Annotated in this window: 14 protein-coding genes and 2 tRNA genes; 6 read left to right on the top strand and 10 right to left on the bottom strand. The window is 71.8% G+C overall.

All coding sequences use genetic code 11. The features are described 5' to 3' along the window. Positions 1 to 12: 12 nt before the first annotated feature. Positions 13 to 1,149, top strand: a complete 1,137-nt coding sequence (locus ACR9E9_RS07960; RefSeq protein WP_435203397.1) for a trans-sulfuration enzyme family protein — start codon at positions 13 to 15, stop codon at positions 1,147 to 1,149. Here ACR9E9_RS07960 and ACR9E9_RS07955 read toward each other — a convergent pair whose 3' ends face one another. Continuing rightward, complete coding sequence (locus ACR9E9_RS07955; protein WP_435203395.1) at positions 1,150 to 2,148, bottom strand: NAD(P)H-dependent glycerol-3-phosphate dehydrogenase; 999 nt, start codon at positions 2,146 to 2,148, stop codon at positions 1,150 to 1,152. 95 nt (positions 2,149 to 2,243) lie between these two features. Between ACR9E9_RS07955 and ACR9E9_RS07950 the strand changes: the two genes are divergently transcribed. Next, positions 2,244 to 2,453, top strand: a complete 210-nt coding sequence (locus ACR9E9_RS07950; RefSeq protein ID WP_435203393.1) for a hypothetical protein — start codon at positions 2,244 to 2,246, stop codon at positions 2,451 to 2,453. 90 nt (positions 2,454 to 2,543) lie between these two features. Here ACR9E9_RS07950 and ACR9E9_RS07945 read toward each other — a convergent pair whose 3' ends face one another. The 3 genes from ACR9E9_RS07945 to leuC form a co-directional block, all read right to left on the bottom strand. After that, positions 2,544 to 3,362, bottom strand: coding sequence for an HU family DNA-binding protein (locus ACR9E9_RS07945; RefSeq protein ID WP_435203391.1), 819 nt, complete (start codon positions 3,360 to 3,362; stop codon positions 2,544 to 2,546). Between the two features lie 259 nt (positions 3,363 to 3,621). After that, a complete protein-coding gene (leuD, locus tag ACR9E9_RS07940) occupies positions 3,622 to 4,215 on the bottom strand; it encodes a 3-isopropylmalate dehydratase small subunit (protein ID WP_435203389.1) in 594 nt (197 codons plus the stop codon). Between the two features lie 6 nt (positions 4,216 to 4,221). Continuing rightward, complete coding sequence (gene leuC / locus ACR9E9_RS07935; protein WP_435203388.1) at positions 4,222 to 5,631, bottom strand: 3-isopropylmalate dehydratase large subunit; 1,410 nt, start codon at positions 5,629 to 5,631, stop codon at positions 4,222 to 4,224. A 121-nt stretch (positions 5,632 to 5,752) separates the two neighbouring features. Here leuC and ACR9E9_RS07930 point away from each other — a divergent pair, with 121 nt between their 5' ends. After that, on the top strand, positions 5,753 to 6,502 hold the full coding sequence (locus tag ACR9E9_RS07930; protein ID WP_435203386.1) for an IclR family transcriptional regulator: 750 nt from the start codon (positions 5,753 to 5,755) through the stop codon (positions 6,500 to 6,502). Between the two features lie 182 nt (positions 6,503 to 6,684). Here ACR9E9_RS07930 and ACR9E9_RS07925 read toward each other — a convergent pair. The 5 genes from ACR9E9_RS07925 to ACR9E9_RS07905 form a co-directional block, all read right to left on the bottom strand. Beyond that, positions 6,685 to 6,757 (bottom strand) — tRNA-Glu (locus ACR9E9_RS07925). 101 nt (positions 6,758 to 6,858) lie between these two features. Continuing rightward, positions 6,859 to 6,930: transfer RNA gene (locus ACR9E9_RS07920), tRNA-Gln, on the bottom strand. Positions 6,931 to 7,025: 95 nt separating this feature from the next. Further along, positions 7,026 to 8,561 carry a glutamate--tRNA ligase gene (gene gltX / locus ACR9E9_RS07915; protein ID WP_435203384.1) on the bottom strand — a complete coding sequence of 512 codons (1,536 nt, stop codon included), beginning with the start codon at positions 8,559 to 8,561 and terminating at the stop codon, positions 7,026 to 7,028. A 96-nt stretch (positions 8,562 to 8,657) separates the two neighbouring features. Then, complete coding sequence (locus ACR9E9_RS07910; protein ID WP_435203382.1) at positions 8,658 to 8,993, bottom strand: YnfA family protein; 336 nt, start codon at positions 8,991 to 8,993, stop codon at positions 8,658 to 8,660. Positions 8,994 to 9,007: 14 nt separating this feature from the next. Then, entirely contained in the window at positions 9,008 to 9,784 is a 777-nt protein-coding gene (locus ACR9E9_RS07905; RefSeq protein ID WP_435203380.1) for a fumarylacetoacetate hydrolase family protein, read from the bottom strand. 44 nt (positions 9,785 to 9,828) lie between these two features. Between ACR9E9_RS07905 and ACR9E9_RS07900 the strand changes: the two genes are divergently transcribed. Further along, on the top strand, positions 9,829 to 10,737 hold the full coding sequence (locus tag ACR9E9_RS07900) for a 3-methyladenine DNA glycosylase (RefSeq protein ID WP_435203378.1): 909 nt from the start codon (positions 9,829 to 9,831) through the stop codon (positions 10,735 to 10,737). Continuing rightward, positions 10,734 to 11,606 carry a DUF1353 domain-containing protein gene (locus tag ACR9E9_RS07895; RefSeq protein WP_435203376.1) on the top strand — a complete coding sequence of 291 codons (873 nt, stop codon included), beginning with the start codon at positions 10,734 to 10,736 and terminating at the stop codon, positions 11,604 to 11,606. Before ACR9E9_RS07900 ends, ACR9E9_RS07895 begins: the two co-directional genes overlap by 4 nt. Here ACR9E9_RS07895 and ACR9E9_RS07890 read toward each other — a convergent pair. Beyond that, the gene (locus ACR9E9_RS07890) at positions 11,590 to 12,759 is read right to left on the bottom strand and encodes a PucR family transcriptional regulator (protein WP_435203374.1); all 1,170 of its coding nucleotides are present in this window, start codon (positions 12,757 to 12,759) and stop codon (positions 11,590 to 11,592) included. The genes ACR9E9_RS07895 and ACR9E9_RS07890 overlap by 17 nt on opposite strands. A gap of 81 nt (positions 12,760 to 12,840) precedes the next feature. On the opposite strand from ACR9E9_RS07890, the gene ACR9E9_RS07885 reads away from it, so the two are divergent. Next, a complete protein-coding gene (locus ACR9E9_RS07885) occupies positions 12,841 to 16,257 on the top strand; it encodes a bifunctional proline dehydrogenase/L-glutamate gamma-semialdehyde dehydrogenase (protein WP_435203372.1) in 3,417 nt (1,138 codons plus the stop codon). Positions 16,258 to 16,303 lie beyond the last annotated feature (46 nt).

The following is a 16,303-nucleotide window of genomic DNA, read 5'->3' as shown; positions in this document are numbered from 1 at the left end:
AGCCTCGGCATCATGAACGACTCACACCCCGTAGATGATCACGCAGCCCCACACACCGCCCCCGTCGCCGTCTCTCCCCGGACCCGGGTCGTGGCCGCCGGACGGCCGGAGCGCGCTCCCGGAGCCGCCCTCAACCCACCGGTGACCTTCACCTCGACGTACATCGCGGACGGACCGACGAACTACGCGCGGGTCGACAACCCGACGTGGACCCCCTTCGAGGAGGCCGTCGGTGGGCTCGAAGGGGGCGAGGCCCTCCTCTACTCCTCCGGGATGGCCGCGGTCTCCGCGGTGCTGGCCCTCGTCCCGACCGGCGGGGTGGTCGTCGCCCCGGCGGCCGCCTACAACGGCGTCGTCGTCCTGCTCACCGAGGCCGTCGCCGCCGGGCGCCTCGAGGTGCGCTGGGTCGACGTCACCGACGCCGACGCGGTCGTCGAGGCGCTCACCGGAGCCGACCTGCTCTGGCTGGAGTCGCCGACCAACCCGCTGCTCGACGTCGCGGACATCGCCGGCCTGACGCTCGCCGCCCACGAGGCGGGGGCCCTGGTCGCGGTGGACAACACCTTCGCGACGCCGCTGCTGCAGCGCCCGCTCGAGGACGGCGTGGACATCGTCGTGCACTCGGCGACGAAGTACCTCGCCGGCCACTCCGACGTCATCCTCGGGCTCACCGTGACCGCCGCCGACGAGCCGGGCCGGGCGCTGCGCGAGCGGACGGCCCGCCACCGCACCCTCGGCGGGGCCATCGCCGGGCCGATGGAGGCCTGGCTCGCCCTGCGCGGGCTGCGCACCCTCGCCCTTCGCCTCGAGCGGTCCTGCGCCAATGCCGCCGACCTGGCCGCTCGCCTCGCCGACCACCCGCGGATCGCGCGCGTGCGCTACCCAGGGTGGGGGGCGATCGTCTCGGTGGACGTCGCAGGCACCGGCGACGGCGACGGCGCGCTCGAGGCCGAGACGCTCGCCTCCGGCACCCGGATCTGGTCGCACTCGACGAGTCTCGGCGGCGTCGAGTCCCAGCTCGAGCGTCGCCGACGTCAGCCCGGCGAGCCGGAGACCACCCCGGTCAATCTCGTGCGGATGTCCGTCGGTGTCGAGGACGTCGACGACCTCTGGACCGACCTGCGCCAGGCCCTCGACGCGATCGGCTGACTACTCCGTCTCGGCCTTGCGGGCCCGCGAGAGGAGGGAGCGCACGGTCTCCTTCGGCGGGACCTCCTCGTGGACGGCCCGGTTGACCTGCTCGATGATCGGCACGTCCACCCCGTGGGCCCGCGCGAGGTCGAGGATCGAGGAGCAGGACTTCACGCCCTCGGCCGTCTGCTTCGTCTGCTCGGTGACCTCGGCGACGGTCAGGCCCTGCCCGAGCTTGACCCCGAAGGAGTGGTTGCGCGAGAGCGGGGACATGCACGTGGCAATGAGGTCGCCGACGCCGGCGAGACCCGCCAGGGTCCGCGGGTCGGCGCCGAGGGCCACCGACAAGCGGGTGGTCTCGGCGAGGCCACGGGTGATGATCGATGCCTTGGTGTTGTCGCCCATGCCCAGACCGGAGGCCATGCCGACCGCGAGCGCGATGACGTTCTTCACCGCTCCCCCGAGCTCGGCGCCGATGACGTCGGTGGAGGTGTAGGGGCGGAAGTAGCTCGTCGAGCAGGCTGCGGCGACCTTGTCGGCGGAGGCCCCGTCCGGGCAGGCGACGACGGTCGCGGCCGGCTGTCGCTGCACGATCTCCCGCGCGAGGTTCGGGCCGCTGACGACACCGATCCGGTCCGTGGGGATGCCACCGACCTCGTGGATGACCTCGCTCATGCGTTTGGTCGTACCGAGCTCGATGCCCTTCATCAGGGAGACGACGATCGTGTCACCGGTGAGCAGGGGCGCCCACTCGGTGAGGTTGGCCCGCAGCGACTGGGAGGGCACGGAGAGGACGATGATGTCGGCGCCGTCGGTGACCTCCGCCGGGTCGGTGGACGCCGAGATGCCCGAAGGGAGCTCCACGCCCGGCAGGTAGTCGTCGTTGACGCCGGAGTTGAGCTGGGCGACGAGCTCGGGGCGACGTCCCCAGACCCGGACGTCGTTGCCTCCGTCGGCGAGGATCGAGGCGAAGGCGGTGCCCCAGCTACCGGCCCCGAACACGGCGATGTGATTCACGATGGTCCTCCTGGTCGAAAGTCGGGGCACGCAGCCACCCGTCCGGCGCCTCGCTCTGGCCGTGCTCACCCTAGGCCACGGCTAGGCTCGGCCCCGTGCAAGCGACGGTCTTCTCCCACGTCCCGGACGGCATCACCCTCGTCGTCACCGACGCGGGTCTCTCTCACGAGGTCCCACCCGAGGTGTTCGCGGCGAGCGGGCTGCGCTTCGTGCGGCCCGGTCAGCGGGTGAGCATCACCGAGCTGGACGGGGCGATCACCCGGATGTGGATCGTCGGCATCGGCGACGACGAGACGATCCGCTGACCTGACTCGCCCCTACCGACGTCGGGACAGGGCGCGGGGCCGCCACCGGTGACCGGGGCGGCCCCTGCCGGTGCCCGGGGGGGGTTGGGATCAGTCCGAACTCGACGCCGTCTTCTGCGCGGTGCTCTTCTTGGCGGGGGCGCTCTTCTTGGCGGGCGCCGACTTCTTCGCCGCGGTCGATGTCGCCGTGGTCGACTTCTTCGCCGCCGAGGTCTTCTTCGCGGGCGCCGGGGTCTTCTTCGCGGTGGACTTCGCCGCAGTCGACTTCTTCGCCGCCGAGGTCTTCTTCGCGGGCGCCGACTTCCTGGCCGTCGTCGACGACGCCGCGCTCGACTTCTTCGCCGCGGTCTTCGCGGGAGTGCTCTTCTTCGCGGTCGAGGTCTTCGCGGTCGAGGTCTTCTTCGCGGTCGACTTCTTGGCTGCCGAGGTCTTCTTCGCGGGAGTGCTCTTCTTCGCCGTCGACTTCGTGGCCGTCGACGTCCCTGCCGGGGACGACCCGGCGGCGGAACCCTTGGCGGGCTTCTTCCGTCCCCCGGGCAGTGCACTCCCGGCGAGGGCATAGGCGCTGCCGGCAGCGGAGGTGACCGTCCCCGCAGCCGCGCGGGCGGCGGCGGGCGCCGCCTTCGGCAGCGACTTCGGATCCGCGACGTACCCCTTGAAGCTCGTACCCGCCTTGAACCGCGGCACATTGGTCTTCTTGATCTTCACGACCTCACCGGTCCGCGGGTTGCGGCCGGTGCGGGCGGCTCGGGCTGCCTTCTCGAAGGTTCCGAACCCGGTGATGGCGACGCGACCTCCCTTGGCGACCTCGCGGACGATCGTGTCGAGCACGACCTCCAGCGCTTCCTGGGCGGCCTTGCGGCTACCCAACCTCTCTTCGAGAGCCTTGACGAGTTCTGCCTTGTTCACGGTCACTCCCGTAGCCGTCCGACGCCGGAGTTCCCCCGGCTGGGAAAGCCGAGCCGTACACCCGACCTGTCACGACGGTAGGGCCGTCGGGACCCTCCGTGCAGGATTTGGGGTTGGTCACTTTTTCTTGCCGCACAAGAACATTCGTCGGTCCGGACGCACCCCGCCGACTCTCGGGCAACCGTGGTCGCCGACCAATGCGACGGGTAGCAGGACGGGCACCCCTGTCCTGCAAGGATGCCCGTTGCCGTGGTGTCGCTCAGACCGGCTGTGTCGTGGGCTTCCAGCCGGGTCGCTCCGCCTCGAACTCGGTGATGTCCTGCTCGTGGCGCAGGGTCAGACCGATGTCGTCGAGTCCCTCGATGAGGCGCCATCGCGTGTAGTCGTCGACGTGGAAGGGGCAGACGATGTCCCCGGCGGTGACGGTCTTCGCAGCGAGGTCGACGGTGATCTGCGCACCGGGGGTGTTCTCGAGGTACTTCCACAGCAGCTCGACGTCGTCCTGGCTGACCTCGGCGGCGAGCAGTCCTTGCTTGCCGGAGTTGCCGCGGAAGATGTCGGCGAAACGCGAGGAGATCACGACCCGGAAGCCGTAGTCCTTCAGCGCCCACACCGCGTGCTCGCGCGAGGAGCCGGTGCCGAAGTCCGGCCCGACGACGAGCACGGAGCCGTCGCGGTAGGCGGGCTGGTTGAGCACGAAGGTCTCGTCATTGCGCCAGGCGGCGAAGAGCCCGTCCTCGAAGCCGGTGCGCGAGACCCGCTTGAGGTAGACGGCGGGGATGATCTGGTCGGTGTCGACATTGCTGCGCCGCAGGGGGACACCGGCACCGGTGTGCGTCGTGAACTTCTCCATGACTTCTCAGGCTCCTTCGACGGTCTCGAGGTCGGCGGGGCTCGACAGCGTGCCGCGCACCGCGGTGGCCGCGGCGACGAGCGGCGAGACGAGGTGGGTACGTCCGCCCTTGCCCTGCCGCCCCTCGAAGTTGCGGTTGCTCGTCGACGCCGAGCGCTCCCCCGGCGCGAGGATGTCGGGGTTCATGCCCAGGCACATCGAGCAGCCGGGCAGCCGCCACTCGGCGCCCGCCTCGGTGAAGACCCGGTCGAGACCCTCCGCCTCGGCCTGGACGCGCACCCGGGCGGAACCGGGGACGACGAGCATGCGCACGCTGTCGGCGACGTGGCGCCCCTTGACGATCTCGGCAGCCGCCCGCAGGTCCTCGATGCGCCCGTTCGTGCAGGAGCCGACGAAGACGGTGTCGACGGCGACCTCGCGCAGCGGGGTACCCGCGGTCAGCCCCATGTACTCGAGCGCCTTCGAGGCAGTGGCCCGCTCGTTCTCGTCAGCCATGGCCGCCGGGTCCGGCACGGCCTCGGACAGCGGCGAGCCCTGCCCGGGGTTGGTGCCCCACGTGACGAAGGGGGTGAGCGTCGAGGCGTCGATGTCGACCTCGACGTCGAAGACCGCGTCGTCGTCGGTGCGCAGCCGGGTCCAGTTCTCGACAGCGGCCTCCCAGTCGGCGCCGGTCGGGGCGTGGTCGCGGCCCTTGAGGTAGTCGAAGGTCGTCTGGTCCGGGGCGATCATGCCGGCGCGGGCACCGGCCTCGATCGACATGTTGCACACGGTCATCCGCGCCTCCATCGACAGCGCCTCGATGGCCTCGCCGCGGTACTCCAGGACGTAGCCCTGCCCGCCGCCGGTGCCGATCTTGGCGATGACGGCGAGGATGACGTCCTTCGCGGTCACGCCGGGCTGCAGCTCGCCGTGGACGTTGATCGCCATGGTCTTGAAGGGGTTCAGCGAGAGCGTCTGGGTCGCGAGCACGTGCTCGACCTCGCTCGTCCCGATGCCGAAGGCGAGCGCACCGAAGGCGCCGTGGGTGCTCGTGTGGCTGTCGCCGCAGACGACGGTCGTGCCCGGCTGGGTCAGCCCCAGCTGCGGGCCGACGACGTGGACGATGCCCTGCTCGGCATCGCCCATGGGATAGAGGCGCACGCCGAACTCTGCGCAGTTGTCGCGCAGGGTCTCCACCTGGATCTTGCTCACCGGGTCGGTGATCGGGCCCGGCGTCGTCGGGACGTTGTGGTCCTCGGTCGCGAGGGTGAGGTCGCGGCGTCGCACCGGCCGGCCGGCCAGGCGCAGCCCCTCGAAGGCCTGCGGGCTCGTCACCTCGTGGAGCAGGTGGAGGTCGATGTACAGGAGGTCGGGCTCCCCTTCCGCGCGACGGACGACGTGCGCGTCCCAGACCTTCTCGGCGAGCGTTCCTGACATGATCCTCATTCCGTCCCATGCGTGGTGCCACAGATCGTGCACGGTGTGTCTCCACTGACATTCGCAGGTCCCGACGGAGTCGGATCTTGCGTCTCACGAGATGAGATGTCAGTATCACTCCATGGACAATGGTAGTGGAGTTGGCGTCCTTGACAAGGCCGCCGTCGTGCTCGGGGCCCTCGAAGCGGGCCCGTCGACTCTTGCGCAGCTCGTGGCGGCCACCGGCCTCGCCCGACCCACCGCGCACCGGCTCGCCGTCGCGCTCGAGCACCATCGGCTCGTGGCCCGGGACATGCAGGGACGCTTCGTCCTCGGTCCACGCCTCGGCGAGCTCGCCGCATCGGCCGGCGAGGACAAGCTCCTCGTCGCCGCCAACCCCGTCCTCGGGGCCCTGCGCGACCACACCAATGAGTCCGCCCAGCTCTTCCGCCGCCAGGGGGAGCACCGGGTCTGCGTCTCGGCTGCCGAGCGACCCGTCGGCCTGCGTGACTCGATCCCCGTCGGCGCGACCCTGACGATGCACGCCGGCTCCGCCGCCCAGGTCCTGCTCGCGTGGGAGGAGCCGGACCGACTGCACCGCGGGCTGCAGGAGGCGGCCTTCACCGCCACCATGCTCTCCGGGGTGCGCCGCCGCGGGTGGGCGCAGAGCGTCGGCGAGCGTGAGGCCGGCGTCGCCTCGGTCTCCGCCCCGGTGCGCTCCCCCTCCGGCCGTGTCATCGCCGCGGTCTCGATCTCGGGTCCCATGGAGCGCCTCTCCCGCCAGCCCGGCCGCCTGCACGCCGCGACCGTCATCGCGGGCGCGAACAAGCTGACCGAGGTCCTGGAGAAACACGCCCTGGCCGCCGAGGCCGCCGACCGCGACACCGAGTGACGAAGGGCCGGAGACGGGGACGGGACGACACTCCCCTCCCCCTTCGCCCGCCCCCGCTCGCATCTGCCTAGGCAGATGCGGGACCCCCTTGCCCTCCTTCGCATCTGCCTAGGCAGATGCGAATTGGGGGGGGCGGGGTACGACAAAGGCCCCCGTTCCGCAGAACGGGGGCCTTGGCGATGTAGCCCCGACGGGATTCGAACCCGCGCTACCGCCTTGAGAGGGCGGCGTGCTAGGCCACTACACAACGGGGCCGTAGATGCTGCTTCCTGCCGGTCATCCGGCTGGGCAACGGAGGGAACCTTACCCGGAGGAAGGCGCCTTTCCGAAATCGAGTGGCCGGGCCACTCGCAGCGCTGGGGTACCAGGACTCGAACCTAGAACAACTGAACCAGAATCAGCCGTGTTGCCAATTACACCATACCCCAAGGGGGTATCACTGCCCCTTCGTGCCGTGGCACGCGCGGGCGGTGAACCGAGTGGAAATGATACCCACCCGGTGGGATCCACCCAAATCCGCGGCTCAGGCGAGCGAGGATCGCAGCGCCCGGAGCCGACCCAGCGTCGAATCCCGGCCGAGGATCTCCATCGACTCGAAGAGCGGCGGGCTGATCTTCTGCCCCGAGACCGCGGTGCGCAGCGGCCCGAAGGCGAGGCGGGGCTTGATGCCCATCCCGTCGACGATCGCCTCGCGCAGCACCCGCTCGATCTCGGCGGCGTGCCACTGGTTGCCCTCCCCGGTCGCGGCGGCCAGCGGCTCGAGCGCGGCCAGGGCCGCGTCGAGGACCTCCCCGGCCGTGTCCTTCAGGCCGGCGCGGGCGTCCTCGGCGATCTCGAGCTCCTCATCCGCCACGTAGAAGGGCCGCACGAGGGCGGAGGCCTCGGTGAGCAGGTTCATCCGGGTCTGGATGAGCTCGGCGATGCTCTCCAGCCGCGCCAGGTCCTCCGCGCCCGGGTCCTCGCCGAGGACACCATCGGCCTGCAGGTACGGCAGGACGCGGGCGCTGAGGTCAGCGAGCTCCAGGCCCCGGATCCATGCCCCGTTGAGCCACTCCAGCTTCTTCAGGTCGAAGATCGGGCCGACGGTGTTGACCTTGTCCCAGGCGAACTCGCGGCTGAACTCCTCGACGGTGAACTTCTCGACGTCCTCGCCGCTCTCCCCCTTCGCCGGCGGGTAGGCCAGCAGGCCGAGGAAGTTCACGACGGCCTCGGGCAGGTAGCCCTGCTCCTGGAACCACGTGAGGCGGGCCTCGGGGTTCTTGCGCTTGGAGATCTTCGACTTGTTCTGGTTGCGCAGCAGCGGCATGTGCGCGAACTTCGGCGCCTCGAGGCCCAACCACCGGTAGAGCAGGACGTGCTTGGGCGTGGAGGAGATCCACTCCTCCCCGCGCACGACGTGGGTGATGCCCATCTCGTGGTCGTCGACGACGACGGCCAGGTGGTAGGTCGGGAAGCCGTCCGCCTTGAGGATGACCTGGTCGTCCGGGAGGGGCGCGGAGACGGTGCCGCGGATGACGTCCTCGAAGGTCGTCGGCGCGTCCTCGGGCACGAGCATCCGCACGACGGGGGTCTCGCTGTAGCCCTCGAGCTCGGCGCGCTCCTCCTGCGTCTTGCCGACGCAGAGCCGGTCGTAGCCCGTGGGCAGCTTGAGCTTCTGCTGCTTCTCGCGCATCGCGGTCAGTCGCTCGGTGGAGCACCAGCAGTAGTAGGCGTGCCCCTCCTCGATGAGCTTCTCGACATACGGGCGGTAGGTGTCCAGCCGCTCACTCTGCCGGTACGGCGCGAAGGGACCGCCGACGTCCGGGCCCTCGTCCCAGGTGAGCCCGAGCCACCCGAGGGTGTCGTAGAGCTGCCGCTCGCTCGTCTCGTCGAAGCGCGCCCGGTCGGTGTCCTCGATGCGCAGGACGAAGGACCCACCCTGCTGTCGCGCGAAGGCGAGGTTGAACAGCGCCATGTAGGCGGTGCCGACGTGGGGGTCGCCGGTCGGCGAGGGGGCGACGCGCAGTCGCGGGGCGCTGCCGGTGGTGGACGGGGGGTTCTCTGCGGAGGGGCTGCTCATGATGGGCCGATCGTATCCCCGACCCGGGCCCCGGCCGCGACCGGCGGGCGAAGGGGGCTCCCGTCGCCGGGACGACGGATCGACAGGCCCCCTTCGTCAGGCCGAGCGCGGGGCGTACATGATCACGGCGACACCCACGAGGCAGACGAGCGCCCCGGTGACGTCCCAGCGGTCCGGGACGAAGCCGTCGAGGGCCATCCCCCACAGCAGCGAGCCGACGACGAAGACCCCGCCGTAGGCGGCGAGGATGCGGCCGAAGTCGGCCTCGGGCTGGAGGGTCGCGACGGCCCCGTAGAGACCGAGCGCGAGCACCCCGGCGCCGATCCACACCCAGCCGCGCTGCTCGCGGATCCCCTGCCAGACGAGCCACGCCCCGCCGATCTCGAGCACTGCCGCGAGGACGAAGAGCGGGATCGAGCGGGCGACGTCCACGTCACGTCACCCGGTCACTCGGAAGCGACGAAGGGGTTGCTCAGCGTCCCGATGGCGTCGATCTCGATCTCGACGCGCTGGCCGGCCTCGACCGGCCCGACGCCCGCCGGGGTGCCGGTGAGGATGACATCGCCGGGCAGCAGCGTGAAGGCCTTGGAGCAGTGGCTGATCAGCGCGGCGACCCCGTGGACCATGTCCCTGCTGTGCCCGTCCTGGACGACCTCGCCGTCGCGCCGGGTGAGGATCGAGACGTTCTGCGGGTCGAGGTCGGTCTCGATCCAGGGACCGAGCGGGCAGAAGGTGTCCATCCCCTTGGCCCGCGCCCACTGCCCGTCTCCGCGCTGCAGGTCGCGCGCGCTGACGTCGTTGGCGATCGTGTAGCCGAAGACGACCTTCGTGGCCTCATCGGGCTCGATGTCCTTGCACATCCGGCCGATGATCACGGCGAGCTCGCCCTCGTAGTGCACCTCGGAGGTGAGCGCGGACGGGATGACCACGGGGTCGTGCGGCCCGACGACGGCGGTGTTCGGGATGAGGAACATCATCGGCTCGGCCGGAACCTCGTTGCCCATCTCGGCGGCGTGGTCGGCGTAGTTGCGCCCGATGCCGATGACCTTGCTGCGCGGGATGACGGGCGCGAGGAGTCGTACGTCCTCGACCGTCGTCGTCTTCCCGGTCAGCTCGATCCGCTGGTAGAGCGGGTCGCCGCTCACCTCGGCGATCTTCGACCCGCCGGCGTCGACGAGCCCGTAGACCGGGTCGTCCCCTTCGGTATATCTCGCGATGCGCACGTGATCACCCTAGGCGACGGGGGCGTCCCGGTTAGCCTGTGGTCGTGGATGTCCCCACCGAGACCCTCCTGCCCAGGGAGCAGTGGCTCGCGAGGGCGCAGGAGCACGCCGACGAGGTGGACCGGCTCACCGCGGGTCACCGGGCCCGGCGCCGCCGCGGAGAGCGCCACCCGGTCGAGGACTTCCTCTTCGAGTACTACGCGCACCGACCGGGTCACCTGCGCCGGTGGCACCCGGGCCCGGGCACCGCCCTGGCGGACGCGGCGGACACCCACGCGGACCGCACGGGATACCGCGTGGACGCTGCGGGCACCGCGCGGCTGGACGTCGCCGGCTTCGTGGAGCGAAGGGGGCGGACCCTCGCCTTCGTCAGGAACCTCCTCACCGCGACCCTGTCGCGCCCCGGGACCCATGACTGCTTCGGCCTGCACGAGTGGGCGATGGTCTACCGCCTCGCCCCCGGTGAGCAGCGCCACGAGCAGCTGCCGCTGCGACTGGGCCAGGAGAGCACCGACGCGGTCGTGGAGTCGCACCGGATCCGCTGCAGCCACGTCGACGCCTATCGCTTCTTCACGCCGGATGCGGTGGAGCGCAACGCCCTTCGTCCCACCCGCGAGGGTCAGACCGCCCTCGAGCAACCCGGGTGCCTCCATGCGGGGATGGACGTCTACAAGTGGTGCTTCACGCTCGCGCCGGCGATCCCGTCCGAGCTGACGCTCGCCGCCTTCGAGCTGGCACGTGAGATCCGTCGGCTCGACATGGCGGCCTCTCCCTATGACGTGAGCGGGTTCGGCATCGAGCCGGTGGCGATCGAGACCCCGGAGGGCAAGGCCGTCTACGTCGAGCGGCAACGTGGCTTCACCACGGCGTCCAATGACCTGCGCCGGCGGCTGCTCGCCGTGCTCGAGGACCTCGCGACCCGCGCACCGGCACCTGCCACGCTGGAGTCGTGACCGAGCAGCTCCCCCCGCCGACCCGACGCTTCTACGACGGCGGGCCGGTCGATGGCGCGCCCGACCCGACCTCGCCACCGCTGATCGTCCTGGAGCGCACGCCGCAGATGTCGCCCCGGGAGTTCCGGATGGGACGGCGCATCGCCTACCTCGACCGCGAGCTCGGTGAGCTGCTCGTGCCCGCCGACCCGGCGACCTTCACCAGCGACCTGGCCTCGGTGCCATCGGTCTTCGCCTGGCTGGTCCCACGCATCGGTCGTCACCTCCCGGCCGCGCTCCTCCACGACGGCCTCGTCGGCAGCACACCGCAAAGCCGCTCGTACATCAGCACCGAGGGCATCGAGGTCGACTTCGAGGAGGCCAACCGGGTCTTCCGCGATGCCATGGCTGACACGGGGACGGGCGTCGTGCGACGCAGGCTGATGTGGACCGCGGTCACCCTGACGATGATGGTCACCGGTGACTCGCGCTGGTCGGGCGTGGAGCGGTGGCGTTGGCGCGTCACGGCGATCGGCACGCTCGCGGTCCTCGTCGTGCTCGGGCTGTGGTCGACGGCGGACCTGGTCGACGTCCTCGGGGGCGTGCCCTGGATGGGCGAGGGCTCCTTCTGGTCCCGACTGCTCACCGGAGCCGCAGGGGCGGTGACCATCCCGCTGGTGATCGCCCAGGTCTGGGGGCGCTTCAGGGTGGCCGGGATGATCGCCGGCACGGCGCTCGCCCTGCTGCTGCACGTCACCCTGGCCGTGGCCGCGCTCACCGCGATCTACCGTGCGACGGAGTGGTTGGCCCGCAGGGCACCCTGGACGGCCGTGGTGCTCGGCGCCGGGATCGTCGTCAGCGCCGGCGTGGTCTTCATCCGCTCGCTGTGACCGGCCGCGGGTCCAGGACGAGCAGCCCCAGGTGCAGCTCGAGGCGGTCGCGCCCCCGGGAGAGATCGAGGCCGGTGACCGTCTCGATCCGCTGGAGTCGGTGGTAGACGCTCTGCCGGTGCAGACCGAGGCGGGCGGCGGTCGCCGCGACGGAGCCGGCCTCGTCGAGGTAGACCTGTGCGGTCTCGACGAGCCCGGCCGGGGCCGAGAGCAGCTCGGTCACCGCCGGGGTCCGCACCGCCTCGACCAGCTCATCACCGGCCTCGCCCCCCAGGAGGCGACGGATCCCCAGCGACGACCACGGGTGCACCCGCAGGGCCGGGGGCCGGGTGTCCGTCCCCGCGGTCGGTGGCCGCACCACGCGAAGGGCGGCCCGCGCCCTTCGGTAGGACGTCGCCGCGTGCGTCAGGGGCACGTCCTCGCCGACACCGGCCACGGCGCCCGATGACTCGTGCCGGTCGAGTCCCGCCAGGGCGTCCTCGACGACATCGGTGACCGCGGCAGCGGGCCCCGCGGGGACGACGAGGACGAGATCTCCACCCCGCTCGGCGACACCGACCCAGCGCGCGACACCCCCCGACCCGAGCACCTGGTCGGCGTGCAGCGACTCCCCCGGAGCCGTGCCGAGCACGGCGACGGCGACCCTCGCCTCGGGTGGGAGCGCGAGGTCGTCGGCCAGCTCGCGGGCTGCCGCACCACTGCCGACGGCCGTCGGCTCGAGCAGGTCGAGCACGAGCCGCTCGGTCTCCCGGCGACGCGACGCGCGTCGGGCGAGGACCTCCCCCGCGTGCGCCGCGAGGTCCTCGGCCGCCCGGACCCGCTCGGGCGCGAGGCCCTCGGGTGGCTCGATCGCCCAGAGGTAGCCCTGGACCACGTCGTGCCAGCGCACCGGCACGCAGAGACGGGCGGCGATCCCCCGCTCCGGGTCCGCGCTGACGTGCACCGGTCTGCGGGCACGGGCGATGCCGAAGCTCTCGAACCACGCCCGGGTCTGCGGCCCGGATCCACGGCCCAGCACCGTCTCCACCCGGACCGGATCCGCCCCACCGGCGTGGGCGCCCGAGGCGAGGAGACGGAAGCGGCGGTCCTCGAGGGTCACCGGCGCCTCGAGGAGCGTGGAGGCCTCGTCGACGAGGTCCTGCAGGTCAGCCATCAGACAAGTGTATGACGCGATCGCTCATACTGGTGACAGATGTCCGTGGCGGAGGTCGTCCATCGGTCCTACCGTCGGTGTATGACGACGCTCACCGCGACCGACCCCGCGACCTTGGCCTTCGCCCCCTTCGTCGAGGAGGCGGTGACCCTCGCCGAGCGGTGGGCCGCTGCCGCCCACGCCGGGGAGACCAAGGCCGAGGCGCAGACCACCGGCCAGCTCGCGGCGCTGCTCTCCGACCACGGCGGGCTCGACCTCGCGGTCTTCTTCGTCGACCGGGTCGCCCGGCCGGAGGACGACCGGGTCGCCGCCAACGCCCTGAGCCGGATCGTCGCCTCGGACGCGTCCTCCTTCCTCGGTCCGCTCGACCGCGGCCTCCTCGGTCTGGGTGCGTACGCGGCGCGGGTCGCTCCCACGCTCGTCGTGCCCGCCGCCCGCGCCCGGATGAAGCAGATGGTCGGCCACCTGCTCGTCGACGCCCGCGACCCGAAGCTCGGCCGGCGCCTCGCCGCCGCCCGCGACGACGGTTTCCGGCTGAACATCAACCTCCTCGGCGAGGCGGTCCTCGGCGAGGACGAGGCGGCCTCGCGCACCGAGCGCACCCGCGAGATCCTCGAGCGCGCGGACGTCGACTACGCCTCGATCAAGGTCTCCTCGCTCGTGAGCCAGATCAGTGCCTGGGACACCGCCGGCACGGTCGAGCGCTGCCTCGAACGGCTGCGTCCGCTCTACGCCACGGCGAAGGCCTCGAGCCCGCGGGCCTTCGTCAACCTCGACATGGAGGAGTACCGCGACCTCGAGATGACGATCGAGGTCTTCACGGCGATGCTCTCCGAGCCGCAGTTCCTCGACCTCGAGGCCGGGATCGTGCTGCAGGCCTACCTGCCCGACGCGCTGCCCGCGCTGGAGCGGCTCATCGCCTTCGCCACCGAACGCCGGGAGGCCGGTGGCGCGCCGATCAAGGTGCGCCTCGTCAAGGGCGCCAACCTCGCCATGGAGAAGGTCGAGGCGGTGATGCACGGCTGGGAGCCGGCGCCCTACCCGACGAAGGGGGACGTCGACGCGAACTACCTGCGGTGCGTCGAGCGCGCCCTGCGCGAGGACGTCGTGGGCGCCCTGCGGCTCGGCGTCGCCTCGCACAACCTCTACGACGTCGCTGCGGCGCACCTGCTGGCGACCGCCCGCGGCGTACAGGACTCCCTCGATGTCGAGATGCTCCAGGGGATGTCGCCCGCGCAGGCCCGCGCCGTGCGCGACGCCGTCGGCACCGTCATCCTCTACACCCCGGTCGTGGCGCCGAAGGACTTCGACGCCGCGGTCTCCTACCTCGTGCGCCGGCTCGAGGAGAGCTCCTCCCCGGAGAACTACATCCACGCGTTCTTCGCCGACGACGCAGCGGCCATGCCCGACCAGGAGGCCCGGTTCCGCGCGAGCGTCACGGCCATCGGCGACACCCCGACCGGGCCGCGACGCAGCGCCGAGCGGCCGCCGCTCGGGGACGCCTTCGCCAACACCCCTGACGCCGACCCGTCGCTGCTCGCCAACCGCGAGTGGGCCGCCCGCGCGGTCACGACGCAGCACCCCGGGTTGACCTCGCCCCACCTGCAGAGCACCACCGAGGTCGACTCCGTCGTCTCGACCGGCGTCACGGCGCACGCGGGCTGGGCGGCCCGGCCGGCTGCCGAGCGCGCGGAGCTGCTGCGCGCGGCCGCGCGAGAGCTCGACTCCCGACGTGAGGCCCTCGTGGCGGTCATGGCCGCCGAGGCCGGCAAGACCGTCGCCGAGTCCGACCCCGAGGTCTCCGAAGCGGTCGACTTCGCCCGCTACTACGCCGACCGGGCCCTCGAGCTCGAGGACGGTCCCATGGCCGACGGGGCGCGGTTCACCCCCTTCGCCCTGACGCTGATCACCCCGCCGTGGAACTTCCCGGTCGCCATCCCGATCGGCGGGGTCCTCGCGGCGCTGGCCGCCGGGTCCGCCGTGATCATCAAGCCGGCGCCCCAGACCCCCGGGTGCGTCGAGGAGGCCGTGGATGCACTGCACGCCGCCGGCATCCCAGGCGACGTGCTCCAGGTGGTGCGCACCGACGAGGACGAGGTCGGCCAACACCTGGTCTCCCACGCCGACGTCGAGGCGATCGTGCTCACCGGGGCCAGCGAGACGGCGCGGCTCTTCGCGGGCTGGCGAGCCGGCCGCGACCAGGGCGCCCGCGTCCTCGGGGAGACCTCGGGCAAGAACGCCCTCGTCATCACCCCCTCCGCGGACATCGACCTCGCCGTCGCCGACCTCGTCTCCTCCGCCTTCGGCCACGCCGGGCAGAAGTGCTCCGCCGCCTCCCTCGGCATCCTCGTCGGGTCGATCGCCGACTCGCCGCGCTTCCGCCGTCAGCTCGTCGACGCCGTCGCGTCGATCGCCGTCGGGTGGCCGAGCGACCTCGGCACCCGGATGGGTCCGGTCATCGAGAAGCCCAGCGGCAAGCTGCGCCGGGCGTTGACCACGCTCGAGCCGGGCGAGTCCTGGCTCGTCGAGCCGCAGCCGCTCGACGAGACCGGTCGCCTGTGGTCGCCCGGGGTCAAGGAGGGCGTGCGTGCCGGATCCTTCTTCCACCTCACGGAGGTCTTCGGGCCGGTCCTCGGACTGATGCGGGCAGGCTCCCTCGATGAGGCGATCGAGCTGCAGAACGCGACCGACTTCGGTCTCACCGGCGGCCTGCACAGCCTCGACGAGGCCGAGATCGCCACGTGGACCGACGCGGCCGAGGTCGGCAACGGCTACGTCAACCGGCACATCACCGGGGCCATCGTCCAGCGGCAGTCCTTCGGTGGGTGGAAGGCCAGCTCGATCGGCCCCGGCGCCAAGGCGGGCGGCCCGAACTACGTCGCCCAGCTCGGTACGTGGTCGGCCGACGGGCTGCCGACGACGGGAGCCACCCCCACCTCCGCGGTGTCCCGCACCGTCGAGTCCCAGCTCGCGGCCCTCGGCGCGCGCGTGACCGAGGAGGAGCGGGCCTGGCTCGACTCGGCCCTGGCCAGCGACGCTGCCGCGTGGGCGAGCGAGCTCGGCGTCGAGCACGACAAGAGCGCCCTGGGCGTCGAGACCAATGTCTTCCGCTACCGCCGCAGCCCGCTGCTGCTCGTGCGCGCCGGTGACGACACCCCGGTCGTCGAGCTCGTGCGCCTCGTCGCCGCGGCCACGCTCACCGGTGCCCGCACGCTGGTCTCCGCCGACCCGGCGCTCGACCTGCCCGCGAGCATCGGCCATGTGCAGGTGATCACCGAGGACGAGGCCTCCTGCCTGGAGCGCGCCGAGCACGTGGGCGGTGGTCGGGTCCGCCTCGTCGGCCGGGCCACCACGGCCTTCGTGGACGACCTCGTCGCGCGCGGGGTCGACGTCATCACCGGTGAGGTCCTCGCGACCGGTCGCCGCGAGCTGCTCCCCTTCGTGCGCGAGCAGGCGGTGAGCACCACCCGGCACCGCTTCGGTCACGTCGCCGGCTGAGTCCCGCCGCGGGTCGATGTGTCTGAGTGAGTCCCAGCGCTCGTCG

This window comes from Janibacter sp. GS2 (genome assembly GCF_051200835.1).
In the GTDB taxonomy this organism is placed as follows: Bacteria; Actinomycetota; Actinomycetes; order Actinomycetales; family Dermatophilaceae; genus Janibacter.
The sequence above is the reverse complement of the archived record's forward strand: the minus strand, read 5'-3'. Positions and strand labels throughout refer to the sequence as shown.